Origin of the sequence: Bradyrhizobium lablabi (genome assembly GCF_018129385.1) — a bacterium.
Lineage (GTDB): Bacteria > Pseudomonadota > Alphaproteobacteria > Rhizobiales > Xanthobacteraceae > Bradyrhizobium > Bradyrhizobium lablabi_C.
Window position 1 is genome coordinate 15,322 of the sequence record NZ_JAFCLN010000005.1, and the last position, 24,585, is coordinate 39,906.

Consider the following 24,585-nt stretch of genomic DNA (forward strand, 5'->3'; position numbering starts at 1 on the left):
GCGGCATACCGTCGGCGGCACAGAGGAGCGGACAAATGGATTTTGCACTCTCGGCCAACCAGGAATCGATCCGCGACGCGGTCGGCAAAATCTGCTCGCGCTTTGACGATGCCTATTGGCTGAAAAAGGACAAGGAAGGCGGCTATCCCGCCGACTTCCACAAGGCGCTGGCGGATGCCGGCTGGCTCGGCATCTGCATCCCCGAGGAGTTCGGCGGCTCCGGTCTCGGCATCACGGATGCCGCAATCATGATGCGGACGATTGCGGAATCCGGCGCCGGCATGTCCGGCGCCTCGGCCGTGCATATGAACGTGTTCGGGCTCAATCCGGTCGTCGTATTCGGCACCAGGGAGCAATGCCACCGCATGCTGCCGGGAATCGTCGACGGCCGCGACAAGTCCTGCTTTGCCGTGACCGAACCGAACACCGGTCTCAATACCACGCAGTTGAAAACGCGCGCGGTGCGCAAGGGCGACAAATACATCGTCAACGGCCAGAAGGTGTGGATATCGACCGCGCAGGTCGCCAACAAGATTCTGCTGCTCGCGCGCACCACGCCGCTGGAAGAGGTGAAGACGCCGACGCAGGGGCTAAGCCTGTTCTACACCGACTTCGACAAGCAGCGCGTCACTGTGCATGAGATCGAGAAGATGGGCCGAAAGCCCGTCGATTCCAACGAGCTGTTCTTCGAGAATTTCGAGATCCCGCTGGAGGACCGTCTCGGCGAAGAAGGCCGCGGCTTCGAATACATCCTGCACGGCATGAATCCAGAACGGATTTTGATCGCGGCGGAAGCGGTGGGTTTGGGGCAGATCGCGCTGTCGCGCGCCGCCGCCTACGGCAAGAGCCGCATCGTTTTCAACCGGCCGATCGGCATGAACCAGGCGATCCAGCATCCGCTGGCGAAGAACTGGATGGAGCTGGAAGCCGCCTGGCTAATGGTGCTGCGCGCGGGATGGCAATACGACCAGGGCTTGCCGTGCGGTCCGGCCGCCAACGCCGCAAAGTATCTGGCGGCGGAAGCGGGATTCCACGCCTGCGAGCAGGCGGTGATGACCCATGGCGGCTTCGGCTACGCTAAGGAATATCACGTCGAGCGTTACCTGCGGGAATCGCTGATCCCCCGCATCGCTCCGATCAGCCCGCAGCTCATTCTCAGTTTTATCGCTGAGAAAGTGTTGGGCTTGCCGAAGTCGTATTGAGATGAGGGCGCGCTCTCTCGGTTCGTCATTCCGGGGCGCGCGTAGCGCGAGCCCGGAATCCATACTCCCGATCGTGGTTATGGATTCCGGGCCCGCGCCAAGTGGCGCGCCCCGGAATGACGAGAGAACGGAGCGTCCCTCGCGATGAGCTACATCGCCGGCGTCGGGCTTACACCGTACGGCAGACACGAAGGCTCGTCCTCGCTCGACCTCATGAGCAAGGCCGCCGCCATGGCCATCGCCGATGCCGGGCTCAAGCGCTCCGACATCGATGGCGTCTTGTGTGGCTACAGCACGGTCTCGCCGCACATCATGCTCGCCACTGTCTTCGCCGAGCATTTCGGCATCCGTCCGTCCTACGCGCATGCGGTGCAGGTCGGCGGCGCCACCGGGCTCGCGATGACGATGCTGGCGCATCACCTCGTTGATAGCGGCGTCGCAAGACATGTGCTCGTGGTATCGGGCGAGAACCGGTTGACCGGACAAAGCCGCGATGCCTCGATCCAGGCGCTGGCGCAGGTCGGGCACCCCGAGTACGAAGTCTCGCTCGGACCGACGATCCCGGCCTATTACGGCCTCGTCGCCTCGCGCTACATGCATGAATACGGCGTGACGCAGGAAGACCTCGCAGAATTTGCCGTGCTGATGCGCCGCCATGCCCGCGCCCATCCCGGCGCGCAGTTTCACGAACCGATCACGGTCGCCGATGTGATGGCTTCGAAGCCGGTGGCGATGCCGCTAAAGCTGCTCGATTGCTGTCCGGTGTCGGATGGCGGCGCGGCGTTCATCGTCAGCCGCGAACGGACCGGCGAGGCCGGCATCCGCGTGCGCGGCTGCGCGCAGGCGCATACCCATCAGCACGTTACGGCGATGCCCGCCTTGAGCGAGCTCGGTGCCGAGATGTCCATCGCCAAGGCCAAGGCTGCCTCGGGCCTGGCGATTTCCGATGTGCGCTACGCCGCGGTCTACGACAGCTTTACCATCACGCTGGCGATGCTGCTGGAAGATCTCGGGCTTGCGAAACGCGGCGAAGCCGCGGCGCGGGTGCGCGCCGGTTATTTCGGCCGCGATGGAGAAGTGCCGCTCAACACCCATGGCGGGCTTTTGAGCTACGGCCATTGCGGCGTCGGCGGCGCAATGGCGCATCTGGTCGAGACCCATCTACAGATGACGGGGCGCGCTGATAACCGTCAGGTCCGCGATGCCTCGATCGCGCTGCTGCATGGCGACGGCGGCGTGCTGTCGTCGCATGTCAGCATGTTCCTGGAGCGGGTGCGATGAACGAAAAACTCGCGGACTGGACCATGGGCGCGGAGGCGATTGTCTATCAGGACTGCGCCGCCTGCGGCGCCAGGCAATATTTCCGCCGCAGCTTTTGCGCCGCTTGCGGCGCGCCGAGCCCGGTGCAGAAGCGTGCCAGCGGCGAGGGCATCGTGTATGCGGCCTCGCTGGTCTGCCGCGCCGCGACGCCGGAGACCCGGGCGCATGTCCCTTACAACATCCTGCTGGTGGATGCGGCCGAGGGTTTTCGCATGATGGGCCATGGCGAGAACGGTCTCGCGATAGGCGACAGGGTCGCCGCGCGGTTCACGCAGTTTGCGGGAAGGCTGGTGCCGTTTTTCGAGAAGGCGAAGTGAGTTTCGTCGTCATTGCGAGGAGCGAAGCGACGAGCAATCCAGCTTTTCTTCGTGCGGCAAAGCTGGATTGCTTCGCTTCGCTCGCAATGACGGCGGTGGGCCGCGATCACCTCCAATAAAACACTACACTTGCGATGACGAGCATCGCGGTGACGGCCAGCATTTGGGCAACCGCTTCCGAGGCCGCCCTTTTGGTGGCTGCTTTCATATCTCTCTCCCTAGACTTGGGCCTGCTTCGGCCTTCGGTCCGCTCTTTTGGGCAAGACTCATCGTGGCGCGAGACGCGCTTACGATGGCCAGATTTGGTACTCGGAACACCCCTCGACGATGATCCGCCCTTGATGAGTCCCCACTCGGGCAAATATCGACCGTCTCAGGGTCGAACACCTTTGCGGCGGCAATTTGGCTCGTGTGCAACCATATTTTGCGCGCGTTAAGGAACTTTTCGCGCAGATGATGGCCGACCGGCCGTTGAACCCCTGCCAAGCGCAGGGCATGATCCGGCTTTCAAAAATCAGAAGACCAAGAAACAAGGTGAGAAATGGCCCGCATCGACTACAGCGATCCCGCCAATTACAACGATCGCACCCGCGAATTGCTCGGCAAGAACCGCAACGCCAATATCTTCCGCATGATGGCGCATTCGCCGAGCTATCTCTCGCAATATTGCCGGCTCGGCGGTGCGATCCGCAGCCGCGGCGAGCTCGATCCGATCGTGCGGGAACTCGCGATCACGCGGACCGGCATTTTGTGCGAGGCGCCCTACGAGGTCGTGGCGCATAAGCGGATCGGCAGGGGCGTCGGCGTTACCGATGAACAGAACGAGGCGCTGGAGAACTGGCAAGCAGCAACCTGCTTCAACGAGGTGCAGCGCGCGGCGCTCGCCTTCACCGACGAGATCGTCAAGCTGCCCAAGCCGACCGATACCACCTTCAAGGCGATTGCCTCAAAGCTGACGCCGGGTGCATTGGTCGAATTGCAGCTTTCGGTCGGCTTCTACATCATGACGTCGAAATTCCTGGAGACGTTTGCCGTCGACATGCAGCCGGTGACGGAAGTGGTCGGCTGATTGGCTCAGTTCAAAGGCCCGTATCGTCGCAAGGCTTCCAGTGTCAGTCCCTTTCCGACGGCCCCGAAGATGTCGCCTTCGACCACACGGGCCGTCGGCACGGCCTTGACGATCGCCTTGCGAACATGGGCAAGCCTGACGGAGCCGCCGGTCAGGAACACGGCGTCGATCGCGTCGGCCTTCAGTCCGGCCTGAACCAGGCAGTTCTTGACGCGAGCCGATATGCGGGCAGCGAGCTGCTTGGTGTGACCGACGAGGTCGGGCCGATTGATGGCGGCGTTAAGTCCCGGCGTGACCCATGCGAGCGGGATCTCGGATCGCGGCTTCTCGGAAAGCGCAATCTTGGCGTCCTCGACTTCCATGGCCAGCGTGTGGCCGCGCTGTTCGTGGATCACGCGGATCAGCCGGTCGAGCAGGTCCGGTTGAGTGGCCTCCTGCCGCACCTGGCGGATATCGGCAAGTACGCGCGGTTCATACATGCGGTTGATGCTCGACCACGTTGCGAGGTCGTGGAAATAGCTGGAGGGCACGTCGAGCCCGGCGCGCTTCATGGGGCTGCCGAAGCCGAACAGCGGCATCACCACGCCGAGGCTGAGCTGACGGTCGAAATCGGTGCCGCCGATGCGCACGCCATCGTTGGCCAGAATATCGCTCGCGCGATCGGTCTTGCCATGGCGTGCGGGGCCGAGGCGCACGATCGAAAAGTCCGATGTGCCGCCGCCGACGTCGGCGATCAGCGCGATCTCTTCGGATGCGATCTGCCGCTCGTAGTCGAGCGCCGCCGCAATCGGCTCGTACTGGAACGTGACGTCTTCGAAGCCGATTCCCTTGGCTATCGTTCGCAGGGTTTCTTCCGCCTTGCGGTCGGCGTCCGGCGCATTGTCGACGAAGTGCACGGGGCGGCCATGAACGACATGGCGAAGCTCGCGGCCGTTGGCCTGCTCGGCGCGGCGTTTGACCGCGCCGAGATAGGAGGCAATCACGTCGCGGAAGCTGCGCCGCTCGCGCCCGAGCCGCGTGGTTTAGTCGATGAGCGACGTTCCGAGCACGGATTTGAGGCTCCGCAGCAGGCGGCCGGAAACGCCTTCGACATAGGCTTCGACGGCCCTGCGGCCGATCCGGACGCCGCCGTCGGCCTCATAGAAGATCGCACTCGGAATTGCGGTCTGAGCCGCCTCCAGTGCCGTCAGAACGGGCTCAGAGCCATCGATGGTGCCGAGCGTCGTATTCGACGTTCCGAAATCAAGGCCGCAGATTGACATGGGAGCTCCGGAGGGAGCGTCCGTTTACACATTGGAAGGCCATCAATCCACCCTTATCTCGCTGTGTTTTCTCAGGGCGTTGTGGCTGACCGAGAGGACCGATCCACAGATTAAAATCTTTCGCCCGCTGCCTTGATCGGCTGCGCGGGGATGGTCCATAAGCGGCGTCCCGCTGACGTGGTAGAGTCGCGGCGACACTTTGGAAGGTATCGCGTGGCAAATATTTTCGGCAAGATTGCCCAGGAACTCGGCGTGCGCGAGCAGCAGGTCGAAGCGACCGTCACGTTGCTCGACGGCGGGGCGACCGTCCCGTTCATCGCACGATACCGCAAGGAGATCACCGGTGCCCTGGATGATGCGCAACTGCGCACGCTGGAAGAGCGCCTGACGTATCTGCGCGAGCTCGAAGCGCGCCGCACGGCGATCCTCGATTCGATCCGCGAGCAGGGCAAGCTCGATGCCGCGCTGGAAGCGGCCATCCTTGCCGCCGACAACAAGGCGCGTCTGGAAGACATCTATCTGCCGTTCAAGCCGAAGCGCCGCACCAAGGCCGAGATCGCGAAGGAAGCAGGACTCGAGCCGCTGGCCGATTTGCTGCTCGCGCAGCCGCAGAGTGATCCGACAGCGGTCGCCGCCGGATTCATCAACACTGAGAAGGAAGTGCCCGACGCTGCCGCTGCGCTCGAGGGCGCGCGCGCCATTCTGGTGGAAAAATTCGCTGAAGACGCCGACCTGATCGGCGCGCTGCGCGAACAGGTATGGTCGGACGGCAAGATGATCTCGGGGGTCCGCAAGGGCAAGAAGACCGAGGGCGAGAAGTTCAAGGATTATTTCGACTTCAGCGAGCCGCTGCACAAGCTGCCGTCGCACCGCATCCTCGCGATGTTCCGCGGCGAGAAGGAAGAGATACTGGAATTGCAGATCCAGCCCGAGCGGGAGCCGCCGGTCGCCGGTGTGCCGGCCGCGCCGGAGCTGAAGATCATGCAGCGCTTCAACATTTCGGATCAGGGCCGCGCCGGCGACCGCTGGCTGATCGAAACGGCGCGCTGGGCGTGGCGCACCAAGATCCAGGTGCATCTCAACATCGATCTGCGCATGCGGTTGTGGACCGCGGCGGAGACGGAAGGGGTGCGCGTATTTGCCTCGAACCTGCGCGATTTGCTGCTCGCGGCGCCGGCCGGCGCGCGCGTCACCATGGGCCTCGATCCCGGCTACCGCTCCGGCGTCAAGGTCGCGGTGGTCGATGCCACCGGCAAGGTGGTGGCGACCACGACGGTCTATCCGCATGAGCCGCAGCGGCAGTGGAACGAGGCGCTGGCGACGCTCGGCAAACTCGCGGTCACCCACCGGGTCGACCTGATCGCGATCGGTAACGGCACCGCTTCGCGCGAGACCGACAAGCTGGCGACGGAGTTGGTGAAGCTGCTGCCCGACCTGAAGATGTCGAAGATCGTGGTCTCGGAGGCGGGCGCCTCGGTCTATTCGGCCTCGGCCTTTGCCTCGGAAGAGTTGCCGGAGCTCGACGTCACCCTGCGCGGTGCGGTGTCGATTGCAAGGCGGTTGCAGGACCCATTGGCCGAACTGGTGAAGATCGACCCGAAGGCGATCGGTGTCGGGCAATATCAGCACGATCTCGGTGAATCCAAACTGGCGCGCTCGCTCGACGCAGTGGTCGAAGACTGCGTCAACGCCGTCGGTGTGGACGCCAACACCGCATCCGCGCCGCTGCTGGCGCGGGTGTCGGGCATCGGCGCGGGGCTCGCGCAGAGCATCGTGCAGCATCGCGACGCCAACGGACCGTTCAAGTCGCGCAAGGCGCTGAAGGATGTGCCGCGGCTCGGTCCCAAGGCGTTCGAGCAATGCGCGGGATTTTTGCGCATCAATGGCGGCACGGACCCGCTCGATGCATCCGGCGTGCACCCGGAAGCCTATCCGGTGGTGCGGCGGATTCTGGAAGCGACCAAAAGCGACATCAAGGCGCTGATCGGCAACAGCGATGCCGTGCGCCAGTTGAAGCCGCAGGCCTTCGTGGACGATACGTTCGGCCTGCCAACGGTGACCGATATCTTGAAGGAGCTGGAAAAGCCCGGCCGCGATCCGCGTCCGGCGTTCAAGACGGCCACCTTGAAGGAGGGCGTCGAGACCATCAGCGATCTCAAGCGCGGCATGATCCTGGAGGGCACGGTGACCAACGTCGCCGCATTCGGCGCCTTTGTCGACATCGGCGTCCATCAGGACGGGTTGGTGCATGTCTCGGCGATGTCGAAGAACTTCATCAAGGACCCGCGCGAGGTGGTCAAGCCGGGCGACATCGTCAAGGTCAAGGTGCTGGACCTTGAAGTGGCCCGCAAGCGCATCTCGCTGACGCTGCGGCTTGACGACGAGCCCGCCGGCAAGAGCGGGCAGCAGACGAAGAGCACGGCCACCTCGGCGAAGACGTCCTCGTCGCCACGCAAGCAGGCGCCGCAGCAAGCCGCGGGTGGGGCCTTCGCCGACGCGATGCGCCGCGCGAGCGAGAAGGCCGGGCGCGGCAAGTCTGGTCAGTAACCAGATACCCCTAGCGCTACTGTGCATGGGGTTGTTTTCGAGTTTTTGTGTCTAGGACCCCCGGCGCCCCTCAGTACGACGTCAGCAAGTCCACCTTGGTGTTGGCGACGATCAGGCGGTCGGCGAGGAGCTGCGCGAGGTTGCGCATGACGGCTTCGCCGGCGCGCGGGTGCTGCTTGCGAAAACGGTCGAAATCCCGCAACGGAATTTCGAAAGCGGTTGCGGCCATGTCGGCCGTCACGTCGGCGGAACGGTGCGATTCCAGTAGCGCCATCTCGCCAAAGGCCATGCCGGCGGTGAGTGTCGCCAGGCGCACGCCGTCGGGCAGCGTGATATGAACGGCGCCGCTGCGCAGGAAGTACAGCGAGGTGGCAGCCTCTCCAGCCGAGATGATCTTTTCGCCGGCCTTGTAATGCCTGACCATGCCGACCGAGGCGAGGTCGGTCAGTTCTTCCGGTGTCAGCCCGGCGAGCAGGGGCTGCTCGGATAGTTCGGTGGTGTCGTGAAAATCGATGGCGCCGCCATAGCGGTAGACGATCTGGTCTTCGGCCCATTCGATCGCGGTGTCGAGCAGGTAGAAATCGCGCACGTTGGAGATGCCGGCGGTCCATTCGGTGATGATCTGCCATTCGCGGGATCCGCGCTTGACGCCGGACAGGACCACGGTGACGCGGTGCGCCGCCAGTTCGCGGAATTCTTCCGTCACCAGGCGGGCGCCGGCACGCGTGAGCGAGGTGACGCGGCGCAGGTCGAAGATCACGAATTGCGGCCGCGGTTTTGAGGCGAGCTGACGCGAGACGTAGTCGACATTGGAAAACGACAGCGTGCCGACCAGTTCGATGACGCGGACCTCATCGCGATGCGCGGCCAGGATTTGTTGCTCATGCGCGCGGCGGCTGCGCCGCGACGGGTTCCTGCCCATGTCGTAGTCGGCGATGATGCTGTTGCGCGCATCGTCGCTGCGGTTGAGCATGTGCAGGTCATAATGCGAAGACAGCGCCTCGCATACCTTGATGCCGCGCACGCTGTTGCCGTGCTTGTCGAGTTTTGGCGAGTAGCTGCCGAGCCCAAGCCGCGCCGGCAGGGCGGCCAATATGCCGCCGCCGACGCCGCTCTTGGCGGGAATGCCGACGCGGTAGATCCACTCGCCGGCATAATCGTACATGCCTGACGACGTCATCACCGAGAGCGTGCGGGAGATCGCGTAAGGCGTCATCACCTGCTCGCCGGTGACGGGATTGACGCCGCGGTTGGCAAGCGTGGCCGCCATCACCGCGATGTCGCGCGCAGTCACCAGCACGGCGCATTGCCGGAAATAGACAGATAGCACCAGATCGACCCGATCCTTGAGCACGGCATTGGTGCGCAGGAGATAGCCGATCGCGCGGTTGCGGTCGCCGGTCGCGCTCTCGGAGGCATAGACGGCTTCATCCACGCCGAGCTCGCGGCCGGCAAAGCGGCCAAGCGCCTGCCGGATATACTCGAATGCGCCGTCGCCCTTGGCCTCGTGGATCAGGCCGGAGCAGGCGATCGCGCCGGCATTGACCATCGGGTTGAACGGATGATTTTCCGCATTCAGCCGGATCGAATTGAAGGGATCGCCGGAGGGTTCGACGCCGATCGCGCTTTCGACCTTGGCGGCTCCGAGCGTGTCCAGCGCCAGCGCAAACACAAAGGGTTTTGAGATCGACTGGATCGTGAAAGGGATTTTGGTGTCGCCGACTTCGTAGACATGGCCGTCGAGGGTGGCGAGACTGATACCGAAATGGGCAGGATCGGCCTTGCCGAGCTCGGGAATGTAATCGGCGACCGCGCCGTCATCCTCGGTGGCGAATTGCGCGTGGCAGCGGTCGAGAAACCGCAGCAAAGGCGGTTTTGAGCTGGCCCAGCCCGTTGCCGAAGGCATGGCGGACATCGGGGCCGAAGTCGTGGCAGAGGAGGCGTTCATCGCCTCCCGTTGTGCACCGCAATCAGGGAGTTCGCAACTGGCTCGGCACAGGCTGGCGACGGATGAGGATCAGCGCGACCAGAACCGTGGGTGCGAGGATTGCAAGGCCCAGCGCCGTGATCTGCATTTGCGACAGCGGATTGATGCCGCCGCCGGGCGTGGCCAGCACGAAGCCGCCAATCACCAGCAACACCCGCAGCGGCCATTCCAGCGCGCCGGTGCGGCTGAGATCGCCGACAAAGGCCTGGTAGCCCTGAATACCGCCGCAGATGAACAGCGTGCCGATGCCGGCGAGCAGCATCAGGCCGAGGCCCGCGAGATAGGGGTCCGGTCCTTGCAGCACCAGCGCCGGGTTCAGCACGAAGAAGAACGGAATGAAATAGATGATGCTGCCGACCCACATCGATTCCCATCCCGTTTTCATCGCGGGCGAGCCGGCGATGCCGGCGGCGGCGAACGAGGCAATGGCGACCGGCGGTGTGATTGAAGACAGCATGCCCCAGTAGAAGATGAACATGTGCACCGCCATCCGGTTGAGGCCGAGCTTCTCCAGCGCCGGCGCCACCAGAATGGCGAGGAAAATGTAGCAGGCCGTCGTCGTCAGCCCGAGGCCAAGGACCAGGCTGGTGAAGGCGCACATCGCAAGCAACAGGAAGGCGTTGTCGCCGGCAAGGCGAAGCAGGTCGTTGGCGAGGCTCGAGACCACGCCGGTCATGGAGAAGGCGCCGATCAGGAGGCCGCATCCGGCGAGGATGCCGACCAGCTCCACGAAGGTGCGGCCATTGACCTCGAGGAACTTGTTGATGGTCGAAAAAGTCCAGCGCGTGTCTTTGGAAAAGGTCTGGTTCAGCACCAGCAGCAGCGCGGTGGCAAAGAACGGTGCATGGCTCTCGCGCTTGAAGTACAGCAGCATCACGATCAGAAGCGCGATGACGAAGACGTAGTACCAGCCCTCCTTGATGGTGTCCCAGACCTTCGGCAGCTCGGAGCGCGGAATGCCCTTCAGATTGTGCCGGGCCGCATAGGAATCGACCTGCATGAACAGACCGACATAATACAGCGCCGCCGGGATGATCGCGGCAACGGCGACTTCGGCATAGCTGACGTTGAGAAACTGCGCGATCACGAAGGCGGTTGCGCCCATCACCGGCGGCGCCAGCACGGCGCCGGTCGAGGCGCAGGCCTCGATCGCGCCGGCATAGGAGGCGCGAAAGCCGCTCTTCTTCATGACGGGTATCGTCATGGTGCCGGCAGTCAGCACGTTGGAAATGATCGAGCCCGACATCATGCCAAGCAGGCCGCTGGCGAAGATGCAGACTTTCGCCGCGCCGCCGCGGAACGTGCCGCACAGCGCAAAGGCAATGTTGATGAAGAACTTTCCGGCGCCGGTCATCATCAGCGCGGTGCCGAACACCAGAAAGCCGATCACGGTGTCGGCAAAAGCCTGGATCGGAATGCCGAGCAGGCTTTCGCCCGAAAGGACGTGATAGGAGATCGCCTGTTCGAGCGTCGACTCGGTGCCGCGGAACGGGCCGAGCCATCTGGCATCCGCGAACAGCGGATAGACCGTGAAGGGAAACACGCTGAGCAAAAGACTCCAGCCGCCGGTGCGGCGCAGCGCTTCCATCAGCACGATCCACATGATGAGGCCGGCGACGATCACCGAGGTCGGCGCGCCGCCGAATTCCCAACCGGCCTCTGCCGCCTTTCGGACGGTCCGCATCAGGAGGATGGCGGAGCCGAATGTGAGAACGAAGAAGACGAGATCGTACCAGGGAATGCGGTCGAGCGGCGCATTCGCCGTTCCCGGAAAGATCAGGAATGTGAACGGCAGCATCAGCGCAATCAAAAGGTAGAAGTATTCCGTATTGAGTTGGGTGTAGCCGACAAAGAACCGGAGCGAGAATTGCTGGTTGATGCAGAGCAGGATGGTGGCGGCGGTGGCGACGATCAGCGCCCATCGCCACACGCCGCGCAAGGTACGCACGCGCGTGACTTCCGCCTCCTGCATATTACCGGCGGCATCGGTGGCGTGAGGGTCGGCGAACTCGATCTTCTTGGGCGCTGCCACCGCGGCGCTATCAGATACGGACATCATCGACCCCCAGCATGGTGTTCGGCTTGAGCAGATCCTTACTCAAACCCGTTCGGCATCTTGGCTTTCGCAAGCGCATCGCCGCGCGACTTCATCCAGCCATCCAGAAAGGCGGCATCGTCCGATGGCGGATTGGCTTTGGTGTAGGCCGCCCACGCCGCGGCCAGCACTTCCTGGCGCTTGTACAAAGCGTTGTTATGAACTTCCTGCTCGTCGCTCCAGTGGCCGGCTTCCTTGAGCGCCTTCACCGCGCCGGGATGCACCGGGACGACCCAGTTTTTGGTCTGGCGGGCAGCGCCAAGGCCGCCGGCGCCGGGCGCGGAATCCTTGTAGGCGTCATAGCCGTCGATCATCGCTTTCGTGATCGAATAGACCTGGTCCGCCGGCTGCGAGGCATAGGCGACGAAGATCGGGTAGGGGTAATTGCCGAGCTCGATCGGCTTCTGCGGCGAGATGCCGGCGCCGCAGGTCGCGACCTGCGGGAAGAAGAAGGAGCCGACCTTCTTCATGCGTTCCCATCCGGCGGTGTCGCTCTTCGGCAGCGGCGGCCACATCAGGCCGCGTGGAGATGTCTCGGCTTCCTTCGCCGGCCCGGTGATGGTCGTGCCGAAGGCAGCGTCGACATCATTGTTGACGAGACCCTTCCACATCGCGCCGTAGCTCGCAAACTCGACGGCCTTGACGTCATTCTTCGTCAGATCGCCGAACGCCAGCACCGCCAGCGAATTCTGGTTCAGTGCGGGTGAGCCGACGACAAAGCCAACGCGCTTGCCTTTGAGGTCCTTGACTTCCTTGACGCCGGCATCGGCGGCAACGCCGAGCGAACCGCAATTGCAGTCGACCGACGACAGGATGAGCTGCACGGGCTGTGGTCCCCACTCCTTGGCGCCGAACTCGAACGCGCCTTCCTGCGCGAAATAGGTGCCCGATCCCATGGCGGACGCGACCGCCCGCTTGGCGCGCAGCGGCGCGAGGCGGGCGACGTCGTTGCCCGCCGGAAGCACGCGCACGTCGCTGCCGTACTTGTCCTTCATCATCTTGCCGACGCCGACGGTGATGTTGAACCCGGCCGTGCCGGTATCGTAGGCGGTCATCGCCATCGTCGGCGGCAGCTTGACGTCGTCGGCGTGCGCCGCAGAAAAAGTGACTAATGAAATGCCCGCAAGAGCAGCAGGCGCCAGCGCCATCATTCGATGGATCATGTTTTTCTCCCTTATTTCGCTGTGCGAAAGATGTTTTTGGTGTTGGCCGGATCATGTCATCGCGCAAAATCGATGGCAACGACCCGGCTATCGGACAATGGTCGATAGTCTATCGATAGTCTCTTGCGACAAAGAGCCAATTGTCGCGGAACTCCACCGACCAGAAGTTTAATGCTCGCGCGTTTACGTTTCGACGATCGCGATCGCCTGACCTTCGGCAACCACATCGTCAATCTTCACAAGTATCGTTTTGATTTTTCCCGCTGCGGTCGAGGCGACCGGGATTTCCATCTTCATCGCTTCAACGAATGCGACGTCGTCACCGTCGCCGACAGCGCCGCCGACCTCGACCGGAAGCGCGCAGATGCGTCCCGCCACTTCCGTCACGACCTTGATATCTGGCATGCCACTCCCTGCACCGCTTATCGAGAGCGATCTCGCAAACGGCTTTTTGTTGTGGCCGCAGATTGCCTGAGGTAGCTTGTTCTGCAAGTGGAATTTTATTCCGCATGACGGAATGGGAGCCATGCCATGGGAAGGCGCTCGGAGCGGCTAAGCAAGCAGGGAATGCTCGCCAGCGATCTGGCAGGTGAGGGCGACGTCATTCAGGTGGTGTCGCGCGCATTCGATGTGCTGCGCTGCTTCGAGGGGCACGAGGCGCGGCTCGGCAATCTCGAGATTTCAAACCGCTGCGGATTGCCGCGCTCGACGGTGTCGCGCCTGACGCATACGCTGACGCGCATGGGGCAACTGGTCTACCTGCCGCGCGACCAGAAATATCGCATCGGGCCGAGCGCGGTGGCGATGAGCACTTCGATGATGAAGGGGCTCCAGCTTCGCAACCTGATCCGGTTGCGGCTACAGGATGTCGCCGAACATCTGCCGGGCACGGTCGGCTTCGTGATCCCCGACCGCTTTCATCTCGTCTATCTCGAATATGCGCGCGCGGCGAATGCGCTGGGGTTGCATGAGAGCACCGGCAGCCGCATCAGCATGGCGAGCACGGCGGCGGGAAGCGCCTATCTCGCGGCGCTTGCGCCAGAGGTTGGCGACGCCCTGATCAACGAAATGGGGCGTGAGACGCCGGACGCCGCAAAGCTGGCGCGATCGCGCATCGAGGCCAACCGCCGCAGCCTGCGCGAACAAGGCTACGTCACCGCGTTCGGCACCTGGAGCCCGCATATCAACGGCTGCGCCGTGCCGCTGTGGTCGCCGCAATACCAGACCTATGTCGTGGTCACGATCGGTCTTCTCTCGGCGATGTATGACGAGAAGCGGATCCACAAGGAAGCGGCGCCGCGCATGCTGGATCTGGCATCCGCCGTCGGTGCGCTGCTCGAGGGCGAAGGCGACATCTTCACCAACCGGCTGGAAAGAAAATCGATTACCGTGCCCGCCCATAACAACAATAAAATAATCAAGACGGAGGATACGAATGAACTGGAAGCCGGAGCTCGACGACCTCGCCCGGCGCGAAGCGTTCGCGCGCGAGATGGGAGGCGTTGACAAGGTCAAGCGGCAGCGCGACCAGGGCCGGCTCACCGTTCGTGAGCGCATCGACAAGCTGGTAGATCAAAAGAGCTTTCACGAGATCGGCGCGATCTCCGGTATCGGCGAATACGACGAACAGGGCGAACTCAAACATCTGACGCCGGCCAATTGCGTGTTCGGCCGCGGGCGCATCGACGGCCGCACGGTGGTGGTGGTCGGCGATGATTTTACCGTGCGCGGCGGTTCGGCCGATGCATCGATCTCCGCAAAACCGCTGATGGCCGAAGAGATGGCGCATGATTTCCGCCTGCCGATCATCCGCGTGATCGAAGGTTCCGGCGGCGGCGGCTCGGTGAAGACGATCGAGACCAAAGGGGCGGCCAACCTGCCCGGAGGCGTCGGCGGCACGCGCTGGTACTGGTACACGACGGCGAACATGGCGCGCGTGCCGGTGGTCGGCCTTGGCCTCGGCTCGGTCGCCGGCCTCGGCGCCGCGCGGCTGGCGGCGACGCACTATTCGATCATGACCAAGAGCTCGGCGATGTTCGTCGCAGGACCGCCGGTGGTGAAGCGGCTCGGTCAGGACCTGACAAAGCAAGAGCTCGGCGGCGCGGACATTCAGACCCGTGCCGGCGCGATAGATCAAGCGGTCGAGACCGAAGAAGAGGCGTTTGAGTGCGCAAGGCGCTTCCTCTCTTATTTGCCGCCGTCGGTTTTCGATCTGCCGCCAACCACGGCTTGCAACGATGATCCCGAGCGCTCGGAAGAGTCGTTGATGAAGGCGGTGCCGCGCAGCCGCCGGCAGGTCTACAAGATGCGGCCGATCATCGACGCCGTCGTCGACAAGGGCTCGTTCTTCGAAGTCAGTTCCAATTTCGGAAAGCCGATCATCGTGGGCCTCGCGCGGCTCGAAGGCCGCGCCATATTGCTGCTGGCGAGCGATCCTTTTCACTATGGCGGCTCATGGACGGCAGAAGCCTGCCAGAAAGTCGTGCGCTGGGTCGACTTTGCGGAAACCTTCCATCTGCCGGTCGTCTATCTCATGGACTGCCCCGGCTTCATGATCGGGCTCGATGCGGAGAAGGCGGCTACCATCCGCCACGGCGTGCGGGCGATGGCCGCCGTCAACCAGACCACCGTGCCCTGGTGCACCATCATCGTGCGCAACGCCTTTGGCGTTGCCGGCGTGGTGCATCAGCCGGCCAACCGTTTTTCGATGCGCTATGCCTGGCCGTCGGCCTATTGGGGCTCGCTGCCGCTGGAAGGCGGCATCGAGGCGGCCTATCGCGCTGACATCGACGCTGCGTCCGATCCGGCCGCGAAGCTGAAGGAGATCGAGGACCGGCTCAACAAGCTGCGCTCGCCGTTCCGCTCGGCCGAAAAGTTCTGGGTCGAGGAGGTGATCGATCCCCGCAAGACACGTTCGCTGCTCTGCGAGTTCGCGCGCCTCGCTGAACCCTTGCGCACGCCCGGGCCGGCGACGAATTTTGCCATCAGGCCGTAAGCGCCATCGTCGCGATGGCGCCCGCCGCGCAAGGAAGCGGCATCGGGTGGCGGCTAAGGTTCTCGGATCGGTTCATCGATGGCTGTCGATCCAATGCGCGATGACATCGATAACCTCGGTTTCGATGCCATAGTAGCCGTGTGGCGTCAGGGAGCCGCAGGCCCTTGGCGACCTGTCTTTCCCGCCGTCGACATACTCGACATGCACGTCCGGAGAATTCTTCATCGCCGCGGCGATGCGTGGCGCGTCACTGGGCGGCGCGACGTTGCATTGATCTGCCCTGTTCGCGACGATGAGAGCCGGCACGCGAACCTGTTCCGGCGCGGCACTGAACACCGATTCGCCGCTGCCGCCGATCCTGGATACCGATTCCGTGAGGATCACGCCGGAAATCAGGCCCGGCGGCGCGTGTGCGGCGCCGTCGATCGCAGCGATCGATCCCTGGCTCGTCCCGAGAAGGAAAACGGGAGCCGACGCCTGCGATCGCGCAAAATTCGCCAGTTGCACGACTATTTTGGCGTATGGGAGTGAGCTGCGATCGCCGCGCAGACTGGATTTGTCGATCGTGTCCGGAATGATCACGGCATATCCGTGCCGTGCCCAGATGTCGCGGGTGCGAACCAGAAAATTGTCGCCGTGGGTGACCTCGCCATTCGCTTTCAGGCCAATTTTGCCGGTGCCCCCAGGGAGCATTACGATAACCGCGACGGGCGCGGCTGGTGACACGTACAATACGCGCTGGCTGATACCGCGACGAAATCGCAGATCGAATATGGAACTCTGCAAGGTTTCTGCTGCTGCCGCCGGCTTCCCGCCGCTCTGGACGTAGTGAAGCTCGCGATTTTGAGGCAGAGCCGGCGCCGGGAGCACCGAGGTTACAACCACAAGGGCAGCAAGGCGCCCGGCCGGTCCGAACATATGCACGGCGATATCCGTGGTACCGGGCGATGCCCCTTTTTCCTGGTCGTACGCAGGCTGGGCACCGCACGAGTTTCTCGCATGTGATGCGGCGATATCCGCAACATAGGGTCCGCGCCTGGACTGCGCCAGATCATCGCGAATTCATTTGGAGCATCTGCAATCGCGGGCAGAGTTACCGTCCTCGCTCGAAGAGCAAGGCGGCAGCATGCCCAACACTCGACGTGAAGGTCGCCATCGTGGGCGGGGCGCTAGAACGCCTTTGCCCACCCTGGCACTTGTCTACGCGGCCGCCGCCGCCGGCTTCGGTGCTGGCCGCGAGATCGCGAGCACGATCAACGCGGCGATGATGCAGAGTGCACCCGCGATGAAGAAGGCGGGCAGGTAGCTCTCGTAAAGCGTACGCGACAGGCCGCCGCCGAACGCCGCAGCGCCCGCGCCGAGCTGATGCCCGGCAAAAATCCAGCCGAACACCAGATTGGCGCGCTCCGCGCCAAAGCGCTGCGCGGTAAGGCGCACGGTCGGCGGCACGGTGGCGATCCAGTCGAGGCCGTAGAATACGGCGAACAGCGACAGGCCGTAGAAGGTGAAATCGGTGAACGGCAGGAATAGCAGCGACAGGCCGCGCAGGCCATAATACCAGAACAGCAGATAGCGATTGTCGTAGCGGTCGGACAGCCAGCCCGACACGATGGTGCCGACGAAATCGAAAATACCCATCGCGGCGAGCAGGCCTGCGGCCTGCACCTGCGGGATGCCGAAATCGAGGCACATCGGGATCAGGTGCACCTGCACGAGGCCGTTGGTCGAGGCGCCGCAGACGAAGAAGGTGGCGAACAGAATCCAGAACACGCTTGATTTGGAGGCGTCGCGCAGCGCGCCCAGCGCAGCGGCCACGATGGGCGCATTGCTTGGAGGCGGGGCAGGCAGCGGCTCGGTGCCTTCGTCGCCGAAGGGACGCAAGGAGACGTCGCTCGGCCGGTCGCGCATCACCAGCAGCACCATGAACGCCGAGAAGCAGAGCATGATGCAGATCAGCGACAACGCGATGCGCCAGCCAAAGCTTTCGGTCAGGCTCGCCAGCAGCGGCAGAAACGCCAGTTGCCCGGTCGCGACGCTGGCGGTGAGGATGCCGACCACGAGGCCCCGGCGCGCCACGAACCAGCGCGCGGCAATGGTGGCACCCAGCACCAGCGCGGTCATGCCGGTACCGATCCCGATCACGACGCCCCACAGCAGCATCAACTGCCACACCTGCGTCATCATGAGCGAGGCGAGCAGGCCCGAGACCACGATGAGCTGCGCCGCCAGCACCACATTGCGCAGGCCATAGCGGTTCATCAACGCGGCCGCGAACGGCGCCATCAGCCCGAACAGGATGAAGCGGATCGATAGCGCCGAGGAAATCTCGGCGGTGGTCCAGCCGAATTCCTTTTGCAGCGGTACGATGAAGACGCCGGGGGCACCGACCGTGCCGGCCGCGATCAGCGCGGTCAGGAAAGTGACGCCGACCATCACCCAGCCGTAGTGAATGTTGCGGCGGGCGAGCGTGGCGGCGAGCCAGTTCGAGATCATTGGGCCTCTGGAAGGGAATGTCGATTGATCGGAATGACCGGCACATTCTGACATGAGGGAAGTCAGTCCGAAATGGCTAACTTCCCTCATTTTCGGACATGCGCGGACGGCTGCTAGTGAACGGCGCGTTCGACCGCGATCGCGGTGGCTTCACCGCCGCCGATGCAGAGCGAAGCGATGCCGCGCTTGAGATTGTTCGCTTCCATCGCATGCAGCAGTGTCACGATCAGCCGCGCGCCGGTAGCGCCGATGGGATGGCCGAGCGCGCAGGCGCCGCCATTGATGTTCAGCTTTTCGCGCGGGATTCCCAGATCGCGCTGGGCGGCCATCGCGACTACCGCAAACGCCTCGTTGATCTCGAACAGGTCGACATCGCCGACGCTCCAGCCGACCTTGTCAAGCAATTTGCGGATCGCCGGAATCGGCGCGGTGGTGAACCATTGCGGCTCCTGGCTGTGGGTGGCGTGGCCCTTGATCTCGGCCAGCACGGGCAGACTGTTGCGATCGGCGAGCGAGCGCTTTGTGAGAATGAGCGCGGCGGCGCCGTCGGCATTGGCGGAGGAGGCGGCCGGCGTGATGGTGCCGTTGGCGCGGAAGGCTGGCTTCAGGCCGGGAATTTTTGCGGGATCGACCTTCAGCGGATGCTCGTCATTGGCGATGACGCGCGGGCCGGCCTTTTCGGTAATCGTGATCGGCGCGATCTCGGCCTTGAAGGCGCCGCCTTCCACCGCCTTGCGGGCGCGGGTCAGCGTCTCCATCGCGTACTTGTCCTGGTCGGCGCGGGTGAACTGGTAGGCCTCTGCGGTCGCCTCGCCAAAGTCGCCCATCGAGCGGCCGGTCTCGTAGGCGTCCTCGAGGCCGTCCATCATCATGTGATCGATGATGCGGTCATGGCCTGCTCGGTAGCCGGCGCGCGCCTTGGAAAGCAGATAGGGCGCATTGCTCATGCTCTCCATGCCACCGGACAATACGATCTCGGCGGAGCCGGCCTTGATGATGTCGTGCGCCAGCATGGTCGCCTTCATGCCGGAGCCGCAGACCTTGTTGACCGTGGTCGCGCCGGTGGCGTCCGGCAGCTTTGCGCCGCGGGCGGCCTGCCGGGCCGGGGCCTGGCCCTGTCCCGCCGGCAGCACGTTGCCCATGAACACTTCGTCGATCTTCTCGGGCGCGAGTTTTGCGCGCTCCAGCGCCGCGCCGATCACGTGAGAGCCGAGCTTGTGAGCGGTAAAGGGCGACAGTTCGCCCATGAAGCGGCCGAGCGGGGTGCGGGCGGCGGAAACGATGACGACGGGATCGGCGGCCATGGACAGTGCTCCAGAATGGAATCTATGAGATTACGTTCATCATATGATGCAACGCAAAAAATGCAATATCGGGCAGACATGAGAAATTGTCGTGGTCGGATCAATTTACGAGGCAAAGGCGAAAAGGCGCGGCCGGCCGCGGCGCCCCGCGTGATGCTGTTGCGGCTGCTGCCCGGCCGCGCGACTTTTCCGGTGGCTGGCGATCCTTGAAGACGCTCTGCCCTATTTCTTCTTACGATCCAGGAAGCCCTGCATCATCCGCTGCGGCTCGCCGGACTGGAAGGATTTTCCGAACGCGGCGACACTGAGACTGACGGATTCGGTCAGCGGCAGTTCTTCCCAGCCGCGGCACAATTCCTTCTGAATGCGCAGCGCCTCGGCGCCGCATTCCAGCAGCGCCTTTACGGTGTGCTCGACTGCTTGATCGAGGTCGCCAGGTTTGGCGACGGCATCGACCAGCCCCCAGGCGAGCGCGGTCGGTGCGTCGATATTCTCTGCCGACATTACCAGCCAGCGGGCGCGGCCCTGGCCGATCAGTCGCGGCAGCAGCGCGGCATGAATGACGGAGGGAATGCCGACCTTGACCTCGGGCATGCCGAACATGGCGTCATGGGCGGCGATGCGGAAATCGCAGGCGGCGGCGACTTCGAGCCCGCCGCCAAGACACCACCCGGGCAGCCGCGCGATCACGGGGGCAGGGAAATGGCGCATGGCCTCGCAGAGGTCGCGCAGACGCGTAATGAAAGCTTCGGCCGATTTCTGGTCGAGCCTTGCCATTTCCCTGATGTCTGCGCCGCCGATCATGCTCTTTTCGCTCTGGCCGGCTAGGATGACCGCGCGGATGTCGCGGTCGCGGGCGAGCCTTTCAAATCCCGCGCGGATGCCGTCTGTAACGGCCGAGCTCAAAATATTGAGCGAGCCGGCGTTGCAGATCGTCAGGCGCACGACGCCGCGGCTGTCGCGGTCGACACCGCAATGGGGACTGAGCATTTCCATGATTTTCTCGTTCTCGGGCAGGCGGGATGGCGCCACTTCCCGGGCAAAGGCGGTTGTTGTCAAGGCCCGGTTGCGCCGCAGCAAGGGTTGCATTAAGTATGACGATCGTCATTTAATGGAGATCGCCATGACTGCCATCGCCAATGCTACGCGCCTGGAATCCCCAGATCTGTTCGCACCGGAACTGCGGCGGCAGCGGATGGTCGAGTGGCAGACGCCGGGGCCGGTGGCGCTGAGGGCGATGGGGATGTCGGGGCTGGAGGCGATGCAGGGGATTCGCGACGGCGTCCTGCCGCCGCCGCCCTTTGCAAAATTGATCGGGTTTCGCATGGCGGTGGCCGAGCCGGGCCGGATCGTGATGGAACTGGACGCGGAGGAGAGCCTGGAAAACACCATCGGGTTGCTGCACGGCGCAACCGCCGCGGCGCTGCTCGATACCGCGATGGGCTGCGCGATCTCGACCATGCTGCCCGTCGGCCAGAACTCGGTGACGCTCGACCTCAAGCTGACTTACTTGCGCCCGCTGTCGGCCAAATCTGGAACGATTCAAGCCGAAGGTAAAATCATCAAGCTGGGACGCCAGACCAGCTACACCGAAGGTTTTGTGCGGAACGGCAAAGGTGATCTTGCAGTGCACGCGACTGCAACCTTTTCCATGATCGGAGAGGCTGCAAAACCGAAATAGATGCAGCTTTTTTCCCGCACGGGTGTTATTATATGACTATAGACATTTAATGGGATTGCCATGCGGTATTCGAAAGAACACAAGCAGGAGACTCACGAGCGGATCGTGAAGAAGGCATCCGTGCGGCTGCGTGAGAAGGGCGCGCACGGCATCGGCGTTGCCGACCTGATGAAAGAGGCGGGGCTGACCCATGGCGGCTTCTATGCCCATTTCGATTCCCGCGAGGCGCTGGTGATCGAGGCCTTCAACTATGCGATGGGCCGCGCCACCGAGCGCTGGCGCAAGCTGGCAGAGCAGATCCCGCCGGAAAAGCGCTTTGCGACGATCGTCGATTCCTATCTGACGACGATCCATCGCGATGATCCCGGCCATGGCTGCGCCGTGCCGACCCTGGGCCCGGAGATCGCCCGTGAAAGTCCGAAGACGCGCCGGGCCTTCGCAGCCAGGCTCGACGAGATGATCGAGATGATCGCCGACCAGCTCCCGGAAATGCCGCGCAAGGTCGCGCGTGCGCAGGCGATTGCAGCATTGTCGACCATGGCCGGCGCACTGGTGTTGTCGCGCGTCGCCGGGTCAGGCGAATTCTCCGACGAGATTCTCGGCGCGGGCCGCGAGGCCGTGCTGGGACGCGCCGCAGCCCCGAAGAAGCCGCGCGCAAAGCCGAACTAGCGCCCTTCGCCACTCAACGCGCCGCGCCATCCAGCCATTCGCCGATGGCGGCGCGGCTCTTCTGCGCGACCTCGGGTAGAAATCGGCGCATGTCCTGCCGCAACTGCGGCACGTCGAGACTCGCACCGGTCAGTTCGCAGGTGTGGCCGATCAGCCAGCGTTCAGCCTGTTCCGCTTCCGCCTCGATATGAAACTGTAGGCCCAGGATTTTCGCACCCATGCTGAAGGCCTGATGCGGTGTCAGGCTCGTTGAAGCAAGGCACGTCGCACCAGCGGGCAGGTCGAACGTGTCGCCGTGCCAGTGCAGGACGCGAAAATCCGGCGCGAGATGGCGCAGACACGAGGCGTGGCCCGCCGCCGAGAGCTCGATCGGCGCGACGCCGATCTCTTTTCCCTTTCCGGCATAGACCCGGGCGCCGAGCGCGCGCGCCAGCAATTGCGCTCCGAGACAAAGGCCGAGGATCGGGACATCCGCCCGCAGGGCTTGCTCGATCACGCGCAGTTCGTCGCGGAGAAACGGATAGCGATCCTCTTCATAGGCGCCGATCGGCCCGCCCAGCACGATCAGCAGGTCGTCCCTGTCAACGGCGATGGAGGCGAGGTCGGCGATGCCGGCCTCCAGATAGACCGCATCGTAGCCGCGCTGGCGGAGCAGGGCGGCAAGGCTGCCGAGATCTTCAAAAGCGACATGGCGGATCGCGAACGCGCGTTTCATGACGGATCTCCAGGTCGCCGATGCCTTGCTATCCGCCTCGCATCTTGCGCACGGCCTCGGCCACCGCTTCCTGGGAAGCGCCCTTGATACGCGCGTTCGGTCTGGTGCCGCCGAGGAACGCCACCGCGAGCAGCACCTCGTCCGGGCGCGGGGCGTCGGCGACTGACACCGTCATCGTGTCCATGGCATCATAGTCCCAGCCGTCCTCGAGACCGCCGAAGACCACGTCGACTGGCGTCCCCGCGCCGCCAACCTTGGCATTGCCGGGGATGAGGGCCGGACCGCCGCCGGCGCCCTGGCGCATCGCAATCCCGATCCGGACATGGATCATGCTGGCGCCGTGCTCGAGATCGCCTGCTGTCCCGACGACGACGGCCTTCCCATAGCCGCGCGGCTTCAGGGTGCCGAGCGCTTCGAGCGCGCGCGACGTCAAAACCTTGCCGGCTTCGACGGAGAGTTCGACAAGCCCGGTGAAATCATCGAGCGGCGGCTGTCCGGCATGGGGGTTGTGCAGCACGCCGCAGGCGGCAACGCGCCGGCAGGGCGAGGCCAGCTCACGGCCGCCTTCACTGAGAACGTCCTGGCTGATGACGGTGATGCTTCGAAACTTCATCGGCTCGCCCCCCTGTTTCCTGTTCGGAGAAAAATTCTCTGTCAGGAGAGGTCCGTCAAGCGCGGCCCGCATCGGTTTGCCGGATTTATTGCTCCGATTGCACTCGCCTCCGCGCAAGGCGCGTGCCGCCGGCCATGATGAACAGGCGCAGGCGGCGGCATTAGGTCTACCATCGCCCGCCGAACAGCGCCCGCTCACGCTCCACCGTCTCATAGATGTAGTCTGCGACGGCGCGGATGCGGGCGAGGTCCTTGCTGTCGGCGTGCATCAGCATCCAGAAGGTGCGGGAGATCGAGACTTCGTCGGGCAGCACCGCTTGCAGCTCGGGATGTGCCGTCGCCATGAAGTGCGGCAACACGGCGATGCCGAAACCGGAGATGGTGGCGTTGAGCTGGGCGATCAGGTTGGCGCTGCGGAATTTGGCCGAAATCCTCGGCGAGACCTGCGGCAGATAGTCCAGTTCCGGCGTGAACAGCAGTTCCTCGATGTAGCCGACGAAGCGATGCGCGGCGAGGTCGGCTCGCGCGGTGATCCTGGGCGCACGGTCGAGATAGGCGGGCGCGGCATAAAGACCGAGGCTGTAGTCCAGCAGCTTGCGTCCGACGATGCGGCCTTCCTTCGGCATCGTGAGGCTGATCGCGATGTCGGCCTCGCGCTTGGAAAGGCTGAACAGGCGCGCGGTGGCGACCAGTTGCAGATCGAGATCGGGATACCGCTCACCGAACGCCACCAGCCGCGAGGCCAGAAAATGGCTGCCAAAGCCGTCGGGCGCGCCGATCCGCACCGTGCCGGTCAGATGCGCGCGCGAGCCGCCGACCGCTTCCTGGTTGGCGACGATGGTCGATTCCATCGCCTCCGCGCTGTCGGCGACGCGCTGGCCGGCCTCAGTGAGGAGGTAGCCGGTCTTGCGGCGGTCAAACAGTTTTGCGGAGAGGTGGCGTTCCAGCCGGTCGACACGGCGGATCACTGTGGCATGATCGACGCCGAGCTGTTTTGCGGCAGCCGAAACCGAGCCGCCGCGAACGATGGCCAGCACAAAACGAAAGTCGTCCCAGTCGATAGCTCCGCCGCCTTGATCCAGCATTTCCGCACATCTATGGTGCAATATCTCGGACTTGTATCCCAGAAAATGCAGGTCAAAAAGAGCAACAAA

20 protein-coding genes and 1 pseudogene are annotated in these 24,585 nt (G+C 63.8%); 9 read left to right on the top strand and 12 right to left on the bottom strand.

The features are described from left to right. The first annotated feature begins 35 nt into the window (after positions 1–35). The 4 genes from JQ628_RS11985 (at position 36) to JQ628_RS12000 (ending at position 3,908) form a co-directional block, all read left to right on the top strand. On the top strand, positions 36–1,202 hold the full coding sequence (locus JQ628_RS11985) for an acyl-CoA dehydrogenase family protein (protein ID WP_212222776.1): 1,167 nt from the start codon (positions 36–38) through the stop codon (positions 1,200–1,202). A gap of 144 nt (positions 1,203–1,346) precedes the next feature. After that, entirely contained in the window at positions 1,347–2,483 is a 1,137-nt protein-coding gene (locus tag JQ628_RS11990) for a thiolase family protein (RefSeq protein ID WP_212222777.1), read from the top strand. Further along, positions 2,480–2,839 carry a Zn-ribbon domain-containing OB-fold protein gene (locus tag JQ628_RS11995; RefSeq protein WP_212222778.1) on the top strand — a complete coding sequence of 120 codons (360 nt, stop codon included), beginning with the start codon at positions 2,480–2,482 and terminating at the stop codon, positions 2,837–2,839. Before JQ628_RS11990 ends, JQ628_RS11995 begins: the two co-directional genes overlap by 4 nt. Before the next feature lie 541 nt (positions 2,840–3,380). Then, a complete protein-coding gene (locus JQ628_RS12000) occupies positions 3,381–3,908 on the top strand; it encodes a carboxymuconolactone decarboxylase family protein (protein ID WP_212222779.1) in 528 nt (175 codons plus the stop codon). Between the two features lie 5 nt (positions 3,909–3,913). Here JQ628_RS12000 and JQ628_RS12005 read toward each other — a convergent pair. Further along, positions 3,914–5,170: pseudogene (locus JQ628_RS12005) on the bottom strand (Hsp70 family protein). Between the two features lie 213 nt (positions 5,171–5,383). On the opposite strand from JQ628_RS12005, the gene JQ628_RS12010 reads away from it, so the two are divergent. After that, positions 5,384–7,717 carry a Tex family protein gene (locus tag JQ628_RS12010; protein WP_349628054.1) on the top strand — a complete coding sequence of 778 codons (2,334 nt, stop codon included), beginning with the start codon at positions 5,384–5,386 and terminating at the stop codon, positions 7,715–7,717. Positions 7,718–7,787: 70 nt separating this feature from the next. Here the strand turns inward: JQ628_RS12010 and glsA are convergent, their stop codons facing one another. The 4 genes from glsA to JQ628_RS12030 all read right to left on the bottom strand — a co-directional run bounded on the left by glsA (position 7,788) and on the right by JQ628_RS12030 (position 13,367). Beyond that, positions 7,788–9,623, bottom strand: coding sequence for a glutaminase A (glsA, locus tag JQ628_RS12015; RefSeq protein WP_249127814.1), 1,836 nt, complete (start codon positions 9,621–9,623; stop codon positions 7,788–7,790). Positions 9,624–9,687: 64 nt separating this feature from the next. Further along, entirely contained in the window at positions 9,688–11,760 is a 2,073-nt protein-coding gene (locus tag JQ628_RS12020; protein ID WP_212222782.1) for a TRAP transporter permease, read from the bottom strand. A 38-nt stretch (positions 11,761–11,798) separates the two neighbouring features. Beyond that, on the bottom strand, positions 11,799–12,962 hold the full coding sequence (locus JQ628_RS12025; protein WP_212222783.1) for a TAXI family TRAP transporter solute-binding subunit: 1,164 nt from the start codon (positions 12,960–12,962) through the stop codon (positions 11,799–11,801). A gap of 183 nt (positions 12,963–13,145) precedes the next feature. Continuing rightward, positions 13,146–13,367: an acetyl-CoA carboxylase biotin carboxyl carrier protein subunit gene (locus JQ628_RS12030; RefSeq protein ID WP_212223140.1), complete on the bottom strand. Its 222-nt coding sequence runs from the start codon at positions 13,365–13,367 to the stop codon at positions 13,146–13,148. Positions 13,368–13,493: 126 nt separating this feature from the next. On the opposite strand from JQ628_RS12030, the gene JQ628_RS12035 reads away from it, so the two are divergent. Together JQ628_RS12035 and JQ628_RS12040 are read left to right on the top strand one after the other, a co-directional pair. Then, positions 13,494–14,468, top strand: a complete 975-nt coding sequence (locus JQ628_RS12035) for an IclR family transcriptional regulator (RefSeq protein WP_212222784.1) — start codon at positions 13,494–13,496, stop codon at positions 14,466–14,468. Beyond that, on the top strand, positions 14,398–15,957 hold the full coding sequence (locus JQ628_RS12040; RefSeq protein ID WP_212222785.1) for an acyl-CoA carboxylase subunit beta: 1,560 nt from the start codon (positions 14,398–14,400) through the stop codon (positions 15,955–15,957). The genes JQ628_RS12035 and JQ628_RS12040 overlap by 71 nt, the downstream gene beginning before the upstream one ends. 72 nt (positions 15,958–16,029) lie before the next feature. On the opposite strand, the gene JQ628_RS12045 is transcribed toward JQ628_RS12040, so the two are convergent. From JQ628_RS12045 to JQ628_RS12060, 4 genes are all read right to left on the bottom strand, one after another. Then, complete coding sequence (locus JQ628_RS12045) at positions 16,030–16,875, bottom strand: alpha/beta hydrolase (protein ID WP_212223141.1); 846 nt, start codon at positions 16,873–16,875, stop codon at positions 16,030–16,032. 282 nt (positions 16,876–17,157) lie between these two features. After that, positions 17,158–18,450, bottom strand: a complete 1,293-nt coding sequence (locus JQ628_RS12050; RefSeq protein WP_212222786.1) for an MFS transporter — start codon at positions 18,448–18,450, stop codon at positions 17,158–17,160. Positions 18,451–18,563: 113 nt separating this feature from the next. Beyond that, a complete protein-coding gene (locus JQ628_RS12055; RefSeq protein ID WP_212223142.1) occupies positions 18,564–19,760 on the bottom strand; it encodes an acetyl-CoA C-acyltransferase in 1,197 nt (398 codons plus the stop codon). Positions 19,761–19,976: 216 nt separating this feature from the next. Further along, positions 19,977–20,750 (bottom strand): enoyl-CoA hydratase, encoded by a 774-nt coding sequence (locus tag JQ628_RS12060; protein WP_212222787.1) that lies wholly within the window; start codon positions 20,748–20,750, stop codon positions 19,977–19,979. Between the two features lie 127 nt (positions 20,751–20,877). On the opposite strand from JQ628_RS12060, the gene JQ628_RS12065 reads away from it, so the two are divergent. Both JQ628_RS12065 and JQ628_RS12070 read left to right on the top strand, forming a co-directional pair. Further along, positions 20,878–21,435, top strand: coding sequence for a PaaI family thioesterase (locus JQ628_RS12065; RefSeq protein WP_212223143.1), 558 nt, complete (start codon positions 20,878–20,880; stop codon positions 21,433–21,435). Between the two features lie 60 nt (positions 21,436–21,495). Continuing rightward, positions 21,496–22,104 carry a TetR/AcrR family transcriptional regulator gene (locus JQ628_RS12070; protein ID WP_212222788.1) on the top strand — a complete coding sequence of 203 codons (609 nt, stop codon included), beginning with the start codon at positions 21,496–21,498 and terminating at the stop codon, positions 22,102–22,104. Positions 22,105–22,117: 13 nt separating this feature from the next. On the opposite strand, the gene JQ628_RS12075 is transcribed toward JQ628_RS12070, so the two are convergent. The 3 genes from JQ628_RS12075 to JQ628_RS12085 all read right to left on the bottom strand — a co-directional run bounded on the left by JQ628_RS12075 (position 22,118) and on the right by JQ628_RS12085 (position 24,516). Beyond that, a complete protein-coding gene (locus JQ628_RS12075; RefSeq protein WP_212222789.1) occupies positions 22,118–22,819 on the bottom strand; it encodes a glutamine amidotransferase in 702 nt (233 codons plus the stop codon). Between the two features lie 28 nt (positions 22,820–22,847). Beyond that, positions 22,848–23,432 carry an amino acid synthesis family protein gene (locus tag JQ628_RS12080; RefSeq protein ID WP_212222790.1) on the bottom strand — a complete coding sequence of 195 codons (585 nt, stop codon included), beginning with the start codon at positions 23,430–23,432 and terminating at the stop codon, positions 22,848–22,850. Between the two features lie 166 nt (positions 23,433–23,598). After that, positions 23,599–24,516, bottom strand: coding sequence for a LysR family transcriptional regulator (locus JQ628_RS12085; RefSeq protein WP_212222791.1), 918 nt, complete (start codon positions 24,514–24,516; stop codon positions 23,599–23,601). Positions 24,517–24,585 lie beyond the last annotated feature (69 nt).